The following is a 19634-nucleotide window of genomic DNA, read 5'->3' on the forward strand; positions in this document are numbered from 1 at the left end:
CCCCTTATTCGGCCGCAGCCAGGGAGCCTGCCGGTAGAGCTTCGGCTTCTTCAGCCTCGCCGTGACGGACAGTCATCCAGAGATTGTAGGCCATGATCAGGGCGCCGACCACGAAGAGCGCACCGCCGAGAGCACGGATGATGTAGAAGGGATGCATCGCTTCCACGGTTTCCACGAAGGAGTACTGTAGGAAGCCGAGGCTATCGTATGCGCGCCACATCAGGCCTTGCATGATGCCGGACACCCACATCGCGGTGATATAGAGAACGATCCCCAGCGTCGACAGCCAGAAGTGCCAGTTCACCAATTTCAGGGAATACAGGCTCTTCTTGTTCCACAGCCACGGAACGAGGCAGTAGATCGCGCCGAAGGAGATGTAGCCAACCCAGCCAAGTGCACCGGAGTGAACGTGACCAATGGTCCAGTCCGTGTAGTGCGACAGGGAATTGACCGACCGCAGGGACATCAGAGGACCTTCGAAGGTGGACATGCCGTAGAAGGCAACGGAAACCACCATCATGCGCAGAACCGGATCGGTCCGCAGCTTGTCCCACGCACCCGACAAGGTCATCAGGCCATTGATCATGCCACCCCAGGACGGCATCCACAGGATGATTGAGAAGGTCGCGCCAAGTGTTGACGCCCATTGCGGCAGAGCCGTGTAGTGCAAGTGGTGCGGGCCAGCCCAGATGTAGATGAAGATCAGAGCCCAGAAGTGAACGATCGACAGGCGGTAGGAATAGACCGGCCGTTCAGCCCGCTTCGGGATGAAGTAGTACATGATGGCGAGGAAGCCCGCGGTCAGGAAGAAGCCCACCGCGTTGTGGCCATACCACCACTGAACCATCGCATCTTGTACACCAGCCCAGACGATCACGGACTGGGTCGAATAGATTGACACAGGAATGGTCAAGTTGTTGGTGATGTGCAGCACCGCGATGGTCACGATGAACGCAAGATAGAACCAGTTCGCGACGTAGATATGTGGCTCTCTCCGCTTCCACAGGGTTCCCAGGAAGAGGAGCAGGTAGAACACCCAAACGATGGTCAACCAAAGGTCAGCGTACCATTCCGGTTCGGCATATTCCTTGCCCTGAGTGGCACCCAGCAAGTAACCGGTTCCGGCAATGACGATGAAGGCGTTGTAGCCCAGGATCACGAACCAGGGCAGGATCTTGCCTGGCATCCGCGCGCGGCAGGTCCGCTGCACGACATACATCGATGTTGCCAGAAGAACGTTGCCGCCAAATGCAAAAATCACCGCGGAGGTGTGCAAGGGGCGCAGGCGGCCGAAGTTGGTCCAGGGCAGATCAAAGTTCAGCGCAGGCCAGGCCAGCTGAAGCGCGATCACAAGACCGACAGTGAAGCCGGCAATGCCCCAGAACATGGCCGCGATTGCGCCAAACTTGATGGGGCCAATATTGTAGTTGGGTTTACCATCGAGTTCCTGCGGGATTGCTTGCCCGCCGTCATCGAAGTAATTCTTGAAGATATAGAACACGCCAAGAGCGGCGAACAATGCGCCGACGCTAGCGTGAAATGCCATGACCTGATCAAAGGTCTTGCCCGCCACGATAAGGCAGGCAAATGCAAGTAGCACAAGGAAGATGGCGAAGCCGCCTTCCTCGAGCGAGACCAATCCGGTCTTTTGTTGTGCCATATTTAGCGCCCCAGTCTTTAAAATCGTTACAAGGTGCCAACGATGGCAAGACAGTGCGCACGGTTCCGGAATGGATGCGTTGATTCATGTCAAGAATCAGAAACCCACCCCCGGTGAAGCTTGGGACAGATTATCGCAGGTACGAAAAAGGTGGCTTTCAGGAGACGCCGGACTTCTTTTTCAAGACATGACGGTCTTGAGAAATCAGGTCATTGGTTTGTCGGGCGTTGCAATCGTGGAGGTGTGTCCGGTGGCGTCTGATGATTGGGGTGCCCTGCCGATGGTGATCAATGTGATTGCGGGTAACAGAAGAACCATTCCGGTGAAGCGAACAATCTGGTGGGCCGCAACGAACGCCGGATCCAGATCGAGCACGAACGCCATCAGGGTCATAACCTCAAGCCCGCCCGGCGCAAATGCCAGAAGCGCCTGACCAAAGGGGATGTCGATCATCCAGGAGACAAATCCTGCCCCTGCAACGGAAACAGAAAACGCTGCTGCAAATGCCGAAACGGAAGCGCTCAAGACGCTTACAAATTCGCGGAAGGTCATTTCATTGAACCGGCAGCCAATTAACGCACCCATCGCGACCATACAGATAAGGACGATGCTTTCCGGCAGCACAAGATGAACGGCACCAGACGCATTCAGACCAGCACTTGTGAAAAAGGCACCTGTCATCCATCCACCTGGAAACCGCACTTTCACGGCCAGAAGACTGCCCAGAATGCAGAGTGGCACCCCGATCGCGTAGTCCCATAGATCGGATGTATAACGGCTGACCGTAATGCTGGCATCGGTATCCGTTGTGGAAACAACGGCAAAAGGCAAAAGCGCTATCAGGAAGAAGAGCCGGACCGATTGCGTGGAGGCAATTCTCGGCAGATCGGCCCGCCGTTCGGACGCAAGCGCGATAACATAAGCCAGGGTGCCCGGGATTGCGCCAAAAAAAGCCGTCTCCTTCTGCCAATGGGCCGCGTATCTCAAAACGCAGTACCCAGCAATGGTCACCCCAACAACAACGAGCAATAACATCGCCATGGACAGCGGCCACTCGGATACCCGTTCGACAACTTCCGGCTGGACGCCTGCCCCCATGGAAATGCCAAGAAGAACAAACAGGCCGTCGCGGAATTTGTTCGGCATCACAGTCGGGACGCCCGCCAGGGTCGCAGCGGCAACGAGAATCATGGCACCGGACAACCATGCCGCCGGCAAACCGGCAAGATGAAATACAGCCCCGCCCGCCACGGCAATCGCCAGTGTCGCCGGAAACTTCCAGAGTGTCTCAAACCGGAGTTCGTTCATATTCTACGTCACCTGGTTGTCCTGGGGTGACACCTTATAACCTCAACATTCAGCACAATCATGATTGATCACATTGATCAATGTAATCATTTTTTGAATACATCCTGATCATCAAAGACGATTTATCCGCAATCATAACGCTGCATTCGTCAGCCCAAAGCGTGCCTTCAACTCGATAACAAGTCAAAATCACCAAAATGGTTTGAGCTGCTTGAGCGATATCAAGGCGGCACCAGGACCGGCGGCCAATAGTTGGCTCATGATGACGAAAACACTCTCCTACGCTATGCGCAATGTACCGCGCTACACCAGCTATCCGACCGCTCCTCACTTCAATGATGGGGTGTCGGCAAATGTTTATGTTGATTGGTTGCAATCAATAGGTCTGCAGGACACGTTATCTCTCTATCTGCACGTCCCCTATTGCCGGGAGATCTGCCACTATTGTGGGTGCCATACCAAGGCAACGCGCAAGGATGCGCCGCTGAAGGCTTATGCCGACACAATGTGCAGGGAACTTGAGCTTACCGCGGCTCACCTGCAAAAAGCTGGCCCCGTCAAACACATTCATTGGGGTGGCGGCACGCCAAGCCTGCTGCCACGGCAGAGCCTTGTGGAACTCACCGGATTAATGCGGGTTCTGTTCGATTTCGACCCGGATCTGGAGCACGCGATCGAACTTGACCCCCGCCTCGTGACACAGGAACTGGCGGACACGCTGGTTCAGGTCGGGATCAACCGGGCAAGCCTCGGTGTTCAGGACTTCGATCCGGACGTTCAAAAGGCAATTGGCCGCGTTCAGCCTTATGAAGTCGTAGAGCAGACGACAGGGTATTTGCGCAAGGCCGGGCTTGATGCGCTGAATTTCGATCTGATGTATGGACTTCCAGGTCAATCGGAAGAATCCATTCTGGACACCGTTGAAAAGACCTTGTTTTTGAACCCGGGCCGGATTGCGCTGTTCGGCTACGCGCATGTTCCCTGGATGCGAAAGCATCAGCGGTTGATTGACGAAACCTCCCTGCCCTCTGCCGCAGAACGGTTGGCCATGGCGGACCTTGCGCGCAGCGAGTTGCTCAAGGCGGGCTATGTGGCGATCGGCCTTGATCACTTTGCACGGCCCGACGATAGCATGGCCGTTGCGCTCGATGACGGGTCGCTCAAACGCAACTTCCAGGGTTACACGACCGACCAGGGTGAACAGCTGATAGGCTTTGGCGTTTCCTCGATTGGCAAGCTCAGCAAGGGATTCGTGCAAAACCTGCCGGATGTCGGCAACTGGCAACGCAGCATTGACGCGGGCAAATTGCCTGTTTCCAAAGGTTTGCCGCTATCCGCCGATGACAGGCTGCGCGGCCGCATCATTGAAGAGTTGATGACCAACTACGCCTGCGACCTCGATGAGGTGTGTTCAGCTTATCATACCGGCATTCATCAACTGCAATCCTCCATGGACGCTCTTGATGAACTTGCCGCTGACGGTCTTGTGGAAATCAACCGCAAGCAAAACAATGGCACCGTGGTTCGGGTGACAGATGAAGGCCGCCCGTATGTGCGCCTCGCCGCCGCAGCGTTTGACGCCTACCTGGCCGACAGCCAAGCGGCGGGCAAAGCCCGGCATTCTGCGGCTGTATAAGGTAGATCAACCACACAAGAACCAAGCGGATCGCCGAAAGAAACCGGCGATCCGCTTTTGTATCTAGACGATGTCACAAGGTGCGGGGCGCATGAATAGCCCGTTCAAACGGCCATCTGCGGCTTTGGAAAGCCCCCATTCGAGCCGTCCATTTTCAAAGTCAACTGTGTAAAGGTCATAACCACCGGCACCCACTCCCCGGAAATCAAGGGATTTGAGCGGTCCCAGACGTTCCAGCTCTTGCTCGACCATTTGGAGTTGCTCGCGGATAACGCTAGCGAGCTGCGGTGTATAGTCATCATGGTTGACCGTTCCAGCAGCACACTCGGCAATAACTGTCCGCAGCTGGTCGGCGCTTCCGGGGTACGGCTCGTTGGCCTTGACCCGATCCTGCAGAGCGTCTTCAGCTTTTTGATAGGTGCCGGGTTCGCATCGGTTTGCCTTGAGTTCAAACCCTTCCTGATGAAGAATCAAACCTTGGACAAGACCAGTCTCGTCACGATCAAATGTCACCTGAGCAGGCGTGATCTTCAAAAAGAATTTGTCCGGTGCCTCGGCGAATAACTCGAACTCAGGCTGCCCCAAGAGCCCCCCCAACAATTTTCCAGCGTCTGTCCTTACCTTGCCAGTCAGTCCGTCTTCAAATCTGTAGTCGCCGACATAGTCGGTCAAACTCTTTGGGTCGATTTCAACCTGGGTCCGCGGGCGCGCCTGCTCATACCGTCGCCAAGCGATATCGTCTGTTGCTTCATGCATATGGGTCTCCTTTGCGAGTGAAAGGAGATCCTCCATGGACAGGCCGTTCTTAGCTTTCAGCTGCAATTGCCCGATCAGCCGCAGGCTGGTTTCGATCTGCGCACTGCGGGTCCGCAGCGTTGTGGCCTGGATTTCCAGAAGCCGTTCCAAATTCGCCGGCTGACCGGAGAGAAGTTCGCTGATCTTGGAAAGACTGAGACCCAACTGCTTGAGGATCATGACCTCATTCAACCGAACAATCTCGTTAGTGCCGTAAAGGCGCCAGTTCTTGTCCGTGCGTTTTGGTGTGATCAGACCTTGAGCTTCATAGACCCGGAGTGTCTTGACCGACAATCCGGTTCGAGCAGCGCACTCTGCAGCGGTAAGTAGAACATCGTTCTGGATTTTCTTGTCCATGAGAACCTCCTGAGCGTCGCTCTAAGGTATGACCATAGGTCCGGCTCAAGGGGCAAAATGCGTTTTTTCACCAACCTTAAAAGAAAAAAGCCGCAGACGGATCTGCGGCTGTTTTATTGGACTAGCGCACTATGTTCAGTGCATGCCTGTCATTTGGCACAGGCCGCAGACCTTGTTGAGGTGGATTTTGTCCGAGCGGTCCACACGGATGATTCCGCGGCGCTTCATGTCGGAGACCACACGGCTAACGGTTTCAATCGTCAGCCCGAGGTAATCTGCGATTTCCTGCCGCGTCATGTGGAGCTGGAGATCGTAGCCGTCTTCAGTGTCGTCGACCGGACCTACGCAGCCGAGGCCGCCGCGGTTCGGAACCAGATGCATCAGAAAGCTTGCGACACGCTCTACGGCGGATTTCCGGCCGAGCAAGACAGCATGTTCGTGAAGGACACGCATTTGCTTGGTCAGGCATTTGGTCAGATGCCGCTGCAAATCAGCTGATTTTTCAACGTGGCGCAGATCGATCTCATTGACCTTCGCATCCGTCAGCGTTTCAGCGGTGCAATCGTTCTCTTCAGCTCCAGACAGTCCAAACAGATCGCCCGGGCGTAAAACCTCAACGACCTGACGGCGGCCGTCCGGCAGCAGCTTGTAAAGCATCACCGTACCGCTCGCCAACTCATAGAGCCGCTTCGCCGGATCCCCCTCGTAGTAGATCACAGCGTGGTTATCGTAGTGGGCCTGTTTGGCCCCAAAATGTTCAAAAGAAGTCCCTTTGGATGCACACATCTCGGCAACCGGACGACCGGTTCTAACCGCATGCCCGAAAGTATCTGCTTCATAGTAAGCCATTTAAATCCCTCCTGCGCACAGACCTGTGCGGCGTAGTCCGGTTATGGCAACTGTTGGCTGGGCTGACCGCTCTTCGGAGAGGACGCTCATTCGACTGTTGCTGCAAAACGTCCCGTCCGACGTTCTGCCAACCACAGGAGAAACTGTATCTATCAGATGTTGCAGGAGAAATTAGGGTGTCTGCGTAAGAAGAACTACATATGAGATATTCGGACGCAGGAGATTATGCCACAGCTTCAGCCAAGGCTTCCATCGACAACGGCTTTCTCAAAAGCGGCATATCGGGCAAATCCCTGAGATGCCTGTTCAACCCGGCGCGGGTCTTGCCGGAGATCGCGATGATGCGGGGAGCGCTCGCCCGGGAATTCAGTTGATGGGCAACATCCACACCGCTCATTCCCGGAAGTCCGAGGTCAAGCAAGACGATATCTTTGGCCGAAACGGTCGCTTCGGCCAGAAAAGTTTCTCCGTCACTGTAAACGGCCGGAAGATACCCCAGCTCGCCAAGCACTATGTAAAGTGCGTCGGCAACCGCCCGATCGTCTTCGACAATGTGAACAATCACTCGGCAATGCCCTCACGGTTTGGTCGGAATTGCCAAACCTTCGGAGAAATTACGCTAAAAAACCCGTATCAGATGTACGCAGTACTACGTTTTCGCGCGATTACTTATCTGATGAGGCCTTCAAGCGTTTCCTGTCAGCCTGTTGCACCGTGGCCGAGGACAATACGGACCAACTCGGCCGCATTGCGTGCTCCGAGCTTTTCCATGATTCGAGCGCGGTGCACTTCTACCGTGCGCGGGCTGATACCGAGCGTCCGGCCAGCTTCCTTGTTGGAGGCGCCATCCGTAATCTCTTTCAACACTTCCAGCTCCCGGCGGGTCAGCAGGTCTACGCCCTCGAACTGCATCCCGTCGTCAGAAGACTGGCGTTGCTTCATGGCGTTGATGCCCTCGCGGACCCGCTCAAGAACAGACTCGGCTGAGAAAGGCTTTTCAATGAAGTCGTGTGCGCCGTTGCGAATCGCCTCAACCGCCAGAGGAATATCGCCCTGGCCGGAGATGATAAAAATCGGTGCGGGATAGTTTTCCGCGTTAAGCGCCTTCAAAATCTCGATACCGGACCGCCCCGGCATATGAACATCCAACATGATACAGGCAGGAACGGCTTTGCTGGCCGACTGCACGAACGCGTCTCCATCGGTAAAGGTTTCAACGATAAAGCCCTCCATGTTGAACAAAACGGATAGGGCGTCACGCACAGCGGCATCATCGTCTACGATATAGATGGCATCAGCGTTCGCTTTCATCGATTTACTTCCTTGTCCTGAGCCGGGACCGTCCGCGTTCATTCTGTCCCGGTTTCTTCAATTGTGACGGGCAGTGTCAAAAGAAATGACGCTCCTGCACCTGGCGCTGATTGTTCAAGGCGCAAGTCACCGCCGTGATTTGCGCGATGATCTGGAAATTTGCCATCCCAAGGCCAACCCCCTTGTGTTCGCGCCGCTGAAAGCTCTGAAAAGGCTGTCTGCGACTTCCTGAGAAACGCCCGTTCCGTGTCTTCAACGCGAAACTCAAGCACATCCGCACCTAGGCACCCCGCCAAGGTTACTTTTCTCTGCGCTGGGCCGGCGACAGCTTCTCGAGCGTGCGAAAGAAGGTGATCAGAAATTTGCCCGATTTGCACCGATCAGCCATCAAGGGTGGGAGGTTCTTATCAACCTTGGCGACCATGATGGACGGTTCGTCGATCGCCCCCAAATCTGCCATTTCCAGACAGGTGGCCACCAACTCATCGACGTCGACTTCTTTGCGCTCCGGATCTTTCCGCTCCACCAGTTGGCGCATGCGTTGAATAATTTCGCTGGCGCGCTCAGCTTCCTTCACCGCCTTTGAGATGACGTCCAACATCACTGGTGTCAGACGTTCGTCCGCGGTGGCTTTGCGGGAGACCGACTGCAGATAGAGCAGAATGGCTGTGAGCGGCTGGTTTAATTCATGAGCAATTGCAGCACCCATCTCGTCGAGCGCACTTAATCGCGTCATGTGCAACAGTTGGGACTGCGCTTTACTCAAACGCTCTTCGATCTGTTTGCGCGGCCTTAAGTCCCGCAAGATACCGATGAACTGGCGGCCTTCAGACGTAGCTGCCTCGCCAACCGACAGTTCTAAGGGAAAAACCGTCCCGTCCTTGTGTTGGCCTTTGACCTCCCGGCCGATGCCGATGATCTTCTTGTGGCCCGTATCCAGATAGTTTTGAACGTAGGAATCGTGATGGTGCGCATAGTCGGACGGCATGATCCGATTGACATTCTCGCCAAGCAGATCTGTTGCGGAATACCCGAAGAGTTTTTCGCAGGCCTTGTTGAACGCCAGGATTTGGCATTTCGCGTTGATGACGATGATGCCATCAACAGCGGTGTTAAAGACACTGTCCAAACGGGCGTCAGAGATCGTCGCGGCAACTTCTCCGCTGTCAATCACACTGTCATCCGCCATGCCGCACCCCGATGGAACTCGCCCTTCCATCAAGACTTACGGATTTTCACGTACTCCAGCAACCCGTCTTTGTTCTAAATCTCTGGCAACCAAACGCTTATTCTTTGGATAGCTTCTTCCAAATGGGCGCGCTGGCGCGCAAAGCACAAGCGAATGTAGTTTTCTCCGCCGTTTCCGAAGGCCGTTCCCGGTGCAAGACCCACACCGGTCTCGCGGACACAATCCATCGCAAACTTCCGGGTGTCTTCAACACCGTCGATGGAAAAGAACAAATAAAACGCGCCTTGAGGGGCCGCGATCCGGACGCGGTTCAAAGCTCCAAGCCCCTGAACCACGCAGGCACGCCCGTCTTTGGCAAGGCCGACTTGCTGCTCAAGAAACGTGTGTCCGTCATTCAAAGCCGAGACAGCCGCACGTTGGCTGAACATCGGAACGCCGGACGTTGAATATTGAATGAGGTTCTCCAAAACCTGGCCGAGCGCTTCAGGTGCCGAAATCCAACCTATGCGCCATCCAGTCATCGCCCAATTCTTGGACATGGAGTTCACATAAATGATCTGATCATCCTCGTCCGCAATGTCGTAAAAGGACGGGGCGCGGTTTGCTTCGCCATAATAGAAAAGTGCGTAGATCTCATCCGCGATAATCCAAAGTCCGTGCTTGCGGGCAAGGCCAAGTACCTGTCTCAACACCTCTTCAGACGCGACCCACCCTGTCGGGTTGCTGGGGGAATTAAGGAATATCGCAGCGGTCTTTGGCGTAATCGACGCTTCCAGATCGTTGACGTCCAATTCCCATCCTTCGAGCACTTCGCGCATTGGGACTGAGACCGGTTTTACGCCTCTGATCCCAAGCGCTGCCTCGATGTTCGGCCATGTTGGTGTTGGTACCAGCACTTCGTCGCCTGAGGATGCGATTGCCTGGACGGCGAGCTGAATGGATTGCATACCTGATCCGGTGACAAAAAACCTCTCAGGTGCAAAGGCCTTGCCGAAAACTCTTTGATGATATCCGGCTAGTGCAGACCTCAACTCCGGAATGCCGCGCTGGTAGGTGTAAAAGGTTTCACCATTGTCGAGGGACCGCTTCGCAGCATCACAGATGAACTGAGGGGTCGGCAGATCCCCTTCGCCCGCCCATAAGGGGATAACGTCATCACGTCCTTGTCCGGCATTGAAGACTTCAACGATGCCGCTCTCCGGCGCCATGCGAGCCTCGTGGCTCAGAGTGTCGATCAGCGCAGTCAAATGTGTGGTCCTTAAAAGCTCTACCCGCGGTCAACATACTCACAATTCTTCCGATACTTTCATGAAAGAAATTGAACTCTGCTTCACAAGTCCTGATCAATAACGGGACTGCGTTGGGACGTTTCAGCGACAAATCTGTCTTCGCCGCATGGCGAATAGACATCTGCTGCAAGCTGTGATCGGATCGCGAAAGAGGCGGAATAAAAACAGGGGATTTGATGAGATTCGGCACGAGGAGAAACTGATCCCAAAAAACTGCCCGGGAGGATAACCGCAAGACGATGCTGCATGGCTGGCTCGTGATACTGGCGGCAGCGGTGTACATCCTGCTGCTGTTTGCCATAGCAAGTTATGGCGACCGGATGGCCCGGCGCTCCAAGCGTTTGCGCGGTGGTGGCCGGCCGATGATCTATGCCCTGTCCTTGTCGGTCTATTGCACGTCTTGGACCTTTTTCGGCTCGGTCGGCAACGCAAGCCGAAATGGCGCCGAGTTTCTGACCATCTATATCGGTCCCCTTCTGGTCTTTGCTCTTGGCTACCCGCTGCTGCGCCGGATTATCCATATCTCCAAGACGGAAAGCATCACATCGATCGCCGATTTCATTGGTGCGCGGTATGGCAAGAGCCAGTCCGTCGCAGCGTTGGCGACCCTGATTGCCGTGATCGGCGTAATCCCCTACATCGCCTTGCAGCTGAAGGCCGTATCTTTGTCGATCACAACAATGGTCGGCCCGATTTTTTCGCCACCTGAATTCCTCTATCCGGGCTTTGCCGATCTGACGCTCCTGGTTGCGTTGGGCATGGCAATCTTCAGCTCGGCGTTTGGGACCCGGCACATTGATGCGACAGAACACCAGGAAGGCCTGATGCTCGCGATTGCCGCAGAGGCGGTGGTCAAGCTGATCGCGTTCCTGGCAGTCGGCTTCTGGGTCACCTACGGCATGTTCGGTGGCCCTTTTGACTTGATCCGCGCAATTTCCGAGGCGCCCGAAGTTGCCGCGGTCTTCGATCAGCCAATCAAGATCAGCAACTGGGTTGTCATGTCGACCTTGTCGGCATTTGCGGTTCTTTTGCTGCCGCGCCAATTCCACGTGACAGTGACGGAGAACAACTCAGATGCGGAGCTGAAACGCGCAACCTGGCTGTTCCCGGCCTATCTCATCCTGATCAATCTGTTCGTCATTCCAATCGCTGCGGCCGGGCTCCTTCGGTTTGGGCAGGACGTAAATCCGGACACCTATGTTCTGGCCCTGCCAATGGACGCTGGTCAGCACTGGCTGACGATCTTCGTCTTTCTCGGCGGCTTGTCCGCAGCTACCGCAATGGTGATTGTGGCTGCGGTCGCCCTCGCAATCATGATCTCAAATGACATCGTCATCCCGCTGATGCTGAGAGGGCATCGCGAAGAGGACATCGTAAACACCGACGGACGGGACTTGAGCCGGCGTCTGATCACCATTCGCCGCCTGGCTATCTTCGGTATCTTACTTCTCGCCTACGCCTATTATCGGGCCGCTGGTGATACGGCTGCCCTCGTTTCCATCGGTCTGTTGTCGTTCGCTGCGATTGCCCAATTCGCGCCGGCCTTCTTCGGCGGACTTTACTGGCGGCGGGCAACAGCCACCGGAGCGATTGCAGGTCTGAGTGGCGGCCTGTTTCTCTGGGCCTATACGCTGTTGCTGCCGACCTTTGCCCAGTCCGGGTTGATCTCCGATACCATCATGAGCACGGGGCCATTTGGCATCGACCTGCTTAAGCCGGAATCCCTGTTCGGTATCGAGGCAGACCCATTTATCCACGGCACGCTCTGGAGCCTTGCGGCAAATGTCGTTCTGTTCATCGCAGGTTCGCTGATCCGAAAACCTCAGCCCTCAGAAACGCTGCAGGCAAACGTCTTTGTACCGTCAGAACTTCGCAATCCGACCAACTTCCTTTACTGGCGGACGTCAGTCACCGCTGGAGATCTCCAGGCAACCGTTGCCCGCTACCTCGGTGAAGAAAGAACAGAGCGCTCATTTCAGAGATTTGCACGTGAACGCGGTATCTCGATTGAACCAAACACAATCGCAGATGCGAACCTACTGAGGTTCTCCGAGCAGCTGCTTGCAAGCGCGATTGGCGCCGCCTCCGCCCGTCTCGTCCTTACCTTGATGCTGAAACGGCATGATCCGTCGACCAAGGGCGCGGTGAAACTGCTGGACGATGCGTCTATGGCGATCCAGCACAATCGGGACCTTCTGCAGACAGCGCTCAACCAGGTGCGTCAGGGCATTGGTGTGTTTGACCGGGACTTCCGGTTGATTTGCTGGAACCGTCAGTTCCGGGATCTTCTCGGCCTTCCTGCCGAATACGGACAGGTCGGCACAACCCTCGACGCCATCCTCCGGTACAATGCGGAACGCGGTGAACACGGCTCCGGTCCGGTTGAGGTGATCGTGCAGGACCGGATCGAGAAACTGGTCGTTATCCAGGAAACCTATCAAGAGCGCCTGTTTGAGAGCGGCACGGTTCTGGAGGTCCGCATCAGCCCAATGCCCGATGGCGGCATCGTGACGACCTACACCGATATTACAGAACGCGTAATGGCCGAAGAAGCTTTGGCAAAAGCGAACGAAACGCTTGAGAGGCGGGTGCGTGAACGTACGGAAGAACTGACACACGTTAATGACCGCCTTGTGGAGGCGACGCGTGCGGCCGAAGAGGCCAACATAGGCAAAACCCGTTTCCTGGCCGCCGCCGGTCACGACATTATGCAGCCGCTGAATGCGGCCCGGCTCTATTCCTCCGTTCTGGTCGACAAGCTCCAAGAGGGTGACAACGGCAAACTCGTAAAGAACGTGGAGTCGGCGTTGGAGTCGGTTGAGGACATTCTCGGGGCTGTCATGGATATCTCAAGGCTCGATACAGGAGCCTTGAAACCGGAGCCGACCGTCTTCCGGCTGGACGAGTTGATCCGCGGCCTGGAACTCGAATTCATGCCCATCGCTGCGGAAAAAGGATTGGAGCTTCGGATCGTTCACACAACTATGTCGATCAGATCCGACCGGCGCCTCTTACGGCGTTTGCTGCAAAATCTCGTTTCCAACGCCATCAAATACACCGGAGAAGGCAAAGTGCTGGTCGGCTGCCGGGTTCGGGAGAACAGGGTGTTCGTGGAAGTGCATGATACGGGCCTCGGAATTGCTGAAACCAAGCAGAAAGCCATTTTCCAGGAGTTTCATCGCCTCGATGACGGCATGCGCGTGGCCAAAGGTCTCGGCTTGGGATTGTCAATCGTCGAGCGGATCAGCCACGTTCTAAATCACAAGGTGAATCTGCGCTCGACACTTGGCAAAGGGTCTTGTTTTTCCGTTGAACTGCCGCGAAGCGCGCCTGTGCCTGATATTGAACCTGTGCCGCAACCGGCTGCAATTGTTGGCCAGCTTGATGGCCTCTGCGTCGTGGCGATCGACAATGAACCCGACATTTTGTCCGGCATGCGCCATCTTCTGACAAACTGGAACTGCAAGGTCATCACGGCTTGCGATGACACGCAGGCCGCCGCTCTGCTCAACCATGAAAACCTGACGCCGGATGTGATCCTGGCGGACTACCACCTGGACAACGGCACAGGGATTGAAGCGATCGTGAAGTTGCGCTGGAAATTCGGCAGCCACATCCCTGCCATCCTGATCACGGCGGACCGAAGCCGCCCGGTGCGTACAGAAGCCGCCGATAAGGACATTTCGTTTTTTAATAAACCACTGAAGCCGGCAGCATTGCGCGCAGCTTTAGGCCGGTGCCGGACAGATCAATCCGCGGCCGAATAACAATCCCGAGGCGGTGGGCACCAGTCATTGCCGGTCGCAAAAGGCCAACCGTCGCGGAAAACTAAAAGCAATCACTAGAAAATCACTCGCGTGCAGCTTCAACGGCGCTGCGTTTTTCCGGAGCGGTGCTCGGCGCCCGGTCATTCCAATCCTCATTTCGGATCTCGCCGATAAGCATAGGATTCGGGTCCGGTCTGCCGAAATAGTATCCCTGCAACGTATCACAGCCTAGCGTACGCAACGCATCAACCTGAAACTGGCGTTCAACACCTTCAGCGGTCACTTCCAGTCCGAGGTTGTGAGCAAGGGCTATGATGGCGGCAATGATGGCAAGCCCCTCGCTTTGCTCACCAATTTCATCAACGAACGACTTGTCGATTTTGATCTTGTCGAAGTTGTAATTGCGCAAGTAAAGCAGCGAAGAATAGCCGGTCCCAAAATCGTCCAGAGCAATTTTGATACCCATATCCCGAAGGCCATCCAGCTTCTCTGAAGCAGAGCCAATGTCTTTCAAGAAGACCGATTCCGTAATTTCAAGTACGAGCCGCTCACCCGGGAACCCAGTCTCCATCAAGACATCGGAAACGGTTTCAACCAGGTTTGGATCCATGAACTGAACAGCAGACAGGTTTACCGCGACCGTCTCAAGATCCGGCCATTGCGCGGCAACCTTGCAGGCCTTTTTCAAAACCCACATCCCCATGGGCAATATGAGCCCAGCGTGCTCCGCGATGGGAATAAACACGTCAGGCACAACTTCTCCACGGGTTGGATGCTGCCAACGGACCAGGACTTCACTTGAAACGACACGGCCGCTGCGAGCCTCAACGATCGGCTGAAACTCTATGGTCAAGCCATCGGATTCAAAGGCTTCACGCAGATCGGCTTCAAGTTCGCGGCGCTCCCGAACCTCCCGTTCCATTTCCTCGGCAAAGGCAAGCGCCTGCCCCCGTCCACCCTCTTTGGCCTTGTAAAGCGCGATGTCAGCTTCGCGCATAAGATCATTCACGCTGGAGTTTGTCTTACGGAGCCGGGAAAAACCAACGGTGGCGCCAATCGCAAATTCACGCTTTCCAACCTTGAAGGGCTTGCGAGTAACTTTCACAAGTTCATTCGCGAAAACCTCAGCGGCCTGATCGCTGACGAATTCCCCGACCGCTGCAAACTCGTCACCACCAAACCGGGCAAGTAAGGTGCGGCCTTCGCTGATTGAGCGGAACCGTTCGGCGACCTGGATCAGAAGGTCATCCCCAGCGGCGTGCCCGCTGGTGTCGTTGACCACCTTGAAGTTATCGAGATCGATCAGAAACAGGGTCAGAGTGTTCGCGCGTTTTTCAAGTTGTGCGGCGAGCTTCAGGTCTGCCTGTTTCAAGAACCAATTGCGGTTTCCAATTCCTGTCAGCGCATCTTGCTCGGCCAGCTGCGTGACCAAAGCGTTCGCGACCTTCATCTCAGTTATGTCAGAAGCAACGCCCCTATACCCGGTGAAATAACCCCGTTCGTCAAAAGCGGGTGTTCCTGAAACCGCCCACCAACGCGCTTCACCATCGACATCAACACCAATCTCCAGGTCCCGAAAAGCTGTGATTTCTGTGATTGCTTCATCCAAGGCTGAATATCCATCCTGTGCGTCCGGATGGGACAAAGAAAAAGCCAGATCGGTTAACCGCATCGCCTGAAGGCTGTTCACACTACGCCCGCTGGCGGAGACAAAACGGGACGACACGTTTTTAAGATTCCCTCCGATATTTGTCTCCCAGAACCAGTCGCTGTCTTTGTCCTCGATTTCATTCATCATCAGTGCGATGAGGTCGCCGCGTTGCCGCAATTCGCCTTCCGAAAGAAAATGAGATGTGAAAAGCCAACTGGTCGATGTGGAACTGCCAACAATTATAACCGCAAAGCTTGTCAACAAAGCGATGAGGATCCAGGATTGATCAATATTCGCTGCGGCAAGAGAAACAGCCGACACAGTGTACAACACCAGCAGCCACCGAAACGCAGCCTGCGGAACAGTCGCCAATGCAAAGGCACCGCCACAGATCATTCCGATGGTCACGATGGATGCTATCCAGATGCCTTGAACATCCCCAACTGCAAGCGCTGCAATGGGCACGACGGCCCAAAGTGCGCTCAAGATGGTCGCATGATGGACAGCACGCGCGATGACTTTTGCGGAGGCCTGTTCAATTGGATATCTGCCGCTCTTGTGCCATCTAAGGCCCATTTGAGCCATTACAGCAACAACGAGCAACGCCCATCCAAGCACGTATACTGACGGCAGTATCGTCAAACCGACTGCGGCTAGGGCAGCAGCGTTGATCAGATTTCCCGCAATCATGACGGGGGTCAGACGCAAAACATGCGATATCTGCGCGGCCCGAACCCTGCGTATGACATCTTCGCCCGCCACCGGATAACCAAATGCCAGAAGGAACGGCTGCATTGAGGTTTTCAGGCTTTGCCGAGACTTACCGGTGGCACTGTGGCGGGCAGACGCCCAGATCTGTCTTCCTGGATGGACAAACGCCAGAAATATGACCTGGAGCATCGTTTTCCAGTGCGCGGACAACCGCATGCTTACTCCAATACTACGCAACGAGATGCACGCGCCAATACCTTCGCGCACAAAGAGCCTAACTGCCCCCTCATGAAATTACGGTAAAGGAGAAAGGTTCAAAAAAAATTTGTCAGTATTCAACAAATAATGCCGCAACGGGAAGCTGCGGCATTGTTTCCATAAACTGAAGATTGGCGATACTGGCAGGTGAATACCGACCGCCGCCATTACCCCCTAGACGTCCGGCGTTTCAACGTTTTCACCGTTCATTTGCCACTGACCAGCTTCGATTTTCGAGGCGGCAATGACGGCCTGTGTCCGGCTTTCGACGCCCAACTTCTGAAGGATGGCCGAAACGTGCGCTTTCACAGTCGCCTCGGAGACAGAGAGCTCATAGGCGATCTGCTTGTTCAAGAGGCCTTCTGACAGCATCATGAGCACGCGAACCTGCTGCGGTGTGAGCGTTGAAAGCCGCTGCACAAGGTCTCCGCTGCCGTCATCGGCAGACAGATCCACATCCGGCGGCGTCCAGACATTGCCCAGCATGACTTCGGCGATGGCTTCCCGGATGACCTCGATGCCGTGAGATTTCGGGATAAAGCCTGATGAGCCAAATTCCATGGCCTTTCGGATCGCCTGCGGGTCCTCGTTTGCCGAAACAACAACGACCGGTACGCCGGTGTGTTGCGCGCGCAGATACATCAATCCTGAAAAGCCGCGCATGCCGGGCATCGTCAGATCCAGAAGGATCAGATCGACCTCGCCATCTTTCTCCAAAAGCGAGGTTACATCTTCCAATGCCCCCGCCTCAACGATTGAGGCTTGCGGATATTGAGCTTCCAGCGTTTGACGCAAAGCTCCACGGAACAGCGGGTGATCATCCGCAATGACAAAGCGATACGATGGCGCCGACACGTTTTCCTCCCAGATCAGCCTTCTTTTTTCAGGCCGTTTATCGAACGGGTGTCTGCGCACTCTCCTCCGAAAGACAAGGCTTTACGCCGGGCTATCACACACTTACGCAGACGTGGTTCGTAATGTTTGAAAGTATGTGCCTCAGGGCGCGTTGGCAAGTCAAACCATGCGGCGGCGCTCCGTTCTTATCAAAGGTACAATCGGTCTCGCAAATAAGCATGAAACCCTGCAACAACACTTGATTGATTCACTATACTTCCGCTGAAGTGAAACTATTGCCACTGAACGCAGCTGACACATCCTCAAAAGCAGTTTTAATCTCCAAAAACTACAACCCAGATAACGTTTATACCATCTGCGTTTTCCACAGATTAACAAAGCCACAAATAAGAACTTCAAAAAACAAATTAATTACAATAACTTCACGTCGCTGATTGTTCTTTTCCCTAATCAAAGTTTCTTCAAAATGGCGCTTTCACCAACTCTCTATTCCTTCACCAACCGGTGGGAATGCGATGAAAATGATCACTTGAACGTCCAGTTCTATTTCAGCCGCTTTGATGAGGCAGATCAGCAATTCCGGCTGATATCTGGCCTCAGCGACAGCGTTGCAGGGGCACGTCGTGTACGCCATGTACGCTATCATAAGGAGCTGCGGACCGGAGATCTCATCACCGTGCACTCGGGGATCGCTTTCGACGGTCCGCATTTGCTGACAGTGGTGCACGAGATGCGCAACTCAGGCACCGGCGCGTTGAGCGCGACCGCTATCGACGGATACGAGCCAAATCCCGGCACGGTCAAATCACTGCGCCAGAGGTTTGCGGATTATCAGACTCCCATGTCCTCCGACGCAACACCGCGCGGACTGTCGGCCAGCCCGGCCAGCGCCCGCCCGGCATTGGACAAACTCCTGCAGAACAACGGAGCGCTCTGCTTCCGCGGGACCGTAATGCCCAGACACGTCAATGCGGACGGAAAAGCAGATGATCAATTTGCTTTGTCTTGCTGCACCGACGGCGTTCCGCATGTGTGGGAGCGCAGCCCCCTCACCCAAGCCTATCTAAGCCAGCACAATCTCGGTCGGGTCGCTATCGAAATGAAGCTGATTTGGCATTCACCGCTGAAGTCTGGCGACATGATTGTCGTGGCCTCCGGTTTTACCGGCAGCCAGAACAAGACCTTCGGGATGCGGCATCATGTTTTCGAAAGCCGGACCAACCGCTTGGCCGCAACGCTCGATGTAGTCGCGCTGACAATGGATCTTGATGCCCGGCGCGCGGTCGATTTGCCGGAAGAGGCGAGAACCGCCATTTCCAAGATGGTGCTTGCTTAGAATTCAAAGATGTCTTTCGGCCACGCGACGGTTTCGATCAGTTTCCGGAACCGTCGAGGTCCTTTTGAAGCTCGCGGACCATGCCGAAAAACCGGCGCATGGCTGTCTCAGTGAAATCGAGGACACGATCGAGTTCTTCCTCGTCCTCTGAGGTCATTCCAGAGGTTTGATCTCCGGGTTTTGTACCGGTAGCAGGGCGATCCAGGGCGGAGCCTGGCGGCAATTGGGACTGACCGTTTGCTTCGGCGCCTTCCAGCTCTTCCACGCGAGCGGTCAGTCTCTCAACTTCACCGGCCAGCGTGTTGATTTCCGCCAGATAGGCCTCTTCGGCCAAGGGCACGGGATTGCATCGCCATGCCTCGTTTTTCTGTTTGCAGACAGAGACAGTTCCATTTTGACGATCCACTCTCAGAACGTCACCATCCACGGAGACCAGAGAATACCTTTCCGGCGTGCCGTCTGTCACAGCTGTTACGGTTTCTTCCGACACCGCCTCTTCGGCAAACGCCGCGCCGATCACCGAAACACTCAGACACACCACAATGCCGAATGCTGCTGAAATACTCTTGCGGATCATGATGCCGGTTCTCCTGGCTCCGTGAAATCGGACACTCTGATGAGCACGTTGGAATAACCGTTGCCATAAATCCATGGCCAAAGCA

At 55.1% G+C, this 19634-nt stretch carries 14 protein-coding genes; 3 read left to right on the forward strand and 11 right to left on the reverse strand.

What is annotated here, in order from left to right:
- Positions 1–4: 4 nt before the first annotated feature.
- Both ccoN and SADFL11_RS11640 read right to left on the reverse strand, forming a co-directional pair.
- On the reverse strand, positions 5–1660 hold the full coding sequence (ccoN, locus tag SADFL11_RS11635) for a cytochrome-c oxidase, cbb3-type subunit I (RefSeq protein ID WP_008191015.1): 1656 nt from the start codon (positions 1658–1660) through the stop codon (positions 5–7).
- Between the two features lie 204 nt (positions 1661–1864).
- The gene (locus SADFL11_RS11640) at positions 1865–2968 is read right to left on the reverse strand and encodes an AbrB family transcriptional regulator (protein WP_008192034.1); all 1104 of its coding nucleotides are present in this window, start codon (positions 2966–2968) and stop codon (positions 1865–1867) included.
- Positions 2969–3227: 259 nt separating this feature from the next.
- Between SADFL11_RS11640 and hemN the strand changes: the two genes are divergently transcribed.
- Positions 3228–4604, forward strand: a complete 1377-nt coding sequence (gene hemN / locus SADFL11_RS11645) for an oxygen-independent coproporphyrinogen III oxidase (protein ID WP_209002796.1) — start codon at positions 3228–3230, stop codon at positions 4602–4604.
- Between the two features lie 63 nt (positions 4605–4667).
- Here hemN and SADFL11_RS11650 read toward each other — a convergent pair whose 3' ends face one another.
- The 6 genes from SADFL11_RS11650 to SADFL11_RS11675 all read right to left on the reverse strand — a co-directional run bounded on the left by SADFL11_RS11650 (position 4668) and on the right by SADFL11_RS11675 (position 10352).
- Complete coding sequence (locus tag SADFL11_RS11650; RefSeq protein WP_008195485.1) at positions 4668–5756, reverse strand: MerR family transcriptional regulator; 1089 nt, start codon at positions 5754–5756, stop codon at positions 4668–4670.
- A 135-nt stretch (positions 5757–5891) separates the two neighbouring features.
- Entirely contained in the window at positions 5892–6605 is a 714-nt protein-coding gene (locus SADFL11_RS11655) for a Crp/Fnr family transcriptional regulator (protein WP_209002798.1), read from the reverse strand.
- A 223-nt stretch (positions 6606–6828) separates the two neighbouring features.
- Positions 6829–7170 carry a response regulator gene (locus tag SADFL11_RS11660; RefSeq protein WP_008196920.1) on the reverse strand — a complete coding sequence of 114 codons (342 nt, stop codon included), beginning with the start codon at positions 7168–7170 and terminating at the stop codon, positions 6829–6831.
- 134 nt (positions 7171–7304) lie between these two features.
- Entirely contained in the window at positions 7305–7916 is a 612-nt protein-coding gene (locus tag SADFL11_RS11665; RefSeq protein ID WP_008192950.1) for a response regulator transcription factor, read from the reverse strand.
- 298 nt (positions 7917–8214) lie between these two features.
- Positions 8215–9105, reverse strand: coding sequence for a PAS domain S-box protein (locus SADFL11_RS11670; RefSeq protein ID WP_209002800.1), 891 nt, complete (start codon positions 9103–9105; stop codon positions 8215–8217).
- A gap of 74 nt (positions 9106–9179) precedes the next feature.
- Entirely contained in the window at positions 9180–10352 is a 1173-nt protein-coding gene (locus tag SADFL11_RS11675; RefSeq protein WP_008196732.1) for a pyridoxal phosphate-dependent aminotransferase, read from the reverse strand.
- Between the two features lie 281 nt (positions 10353–10633).
- Here SADFL11_RS11675 and SADFL11_RS11680 point away from each other — a divergent pair, with 281 nt between their 5' ends.
- A complete protein-coding gene (locus SADFL11_RS11680; protein ID WP_008196057.1) occupies positions 10634–14161 on the forward strand; it encodes a PAS domain-containing hybrid sensor histidine kinase/response regulator in 3528 nt (1175 codons plus the stop codon).
- Positions 14162–14243: 82 nt separating this feature from the next.
- On the opposite strand, the gene SADFL11_RS11685 is transcribed toward SADFL11_RS11680, so the two are convergent.
- The gene (locus SADFL11_RS11685) at positions 14244–16739 is read right to left on the reverse strand and encodes a putative bifunctional diguanylate cyclase/phosphodiesterase (protein WP_008192574.1); all 2496 of its coding nucleotides are present in this window, start codon (positions 16737–16739) and stop codon (positions 14244–14246) included.
- A 216-nt stretch (positions 16740–16955) separates the two neighbouring features.
- On the reverse strand, positions 16956–17636 hold the full coding sequence (locus SADFL11_RS11690) for a response regulator (protein ID WP_040453034.1): 681 nt from the start codon (positions 17634–17636) through the stop codon (positions 16956–16958).
- Positions 17637–18102: 466 nt separating this feature from the next.
- Here SADFL11_RS11690 and SADFL11_RS11695 point away from each other — a divergent pair, with 466 nt between their 5' ends.
- A complete protein-coding gene (locus tag SADFL11_RS11695; RefSeq protein WP_008197218.1) occupies positions 18103–18972 on the forward strand; it encodes an acyl-CoA thioesterase in 870 nt (289 codons plus the stop codon).
- A gap of 37 nt (positions 18973–19009) precedes the next feature.
- On the opposite strand, the gene SADFL11_RS11700 is transcribed toward SADFL11_RS11695, so the two are convergent.
- A complete protein-coding gene (locus SADFL11_RS11700) occupies positions 19010–19549 on the reverse strand; it encodes a hypothetical protein (RefSeq protein WP_008190519.1) in 540 nt (179 codons plus the stop codon).
- Positions 19550–19634 lie beyond the last annotated feature (85 nt).

It is taken from the genome of Roseibium alexandrii DFL-11 (assembly GCF_000158095.2).
GTDB classification, from domain to species: domain Bacteria; phylum Pseudomonadota; class Alphaproteobacteria; order Rhizobiales; family Stappiaceae; genus Roseibium; species Roseibium alexandrii.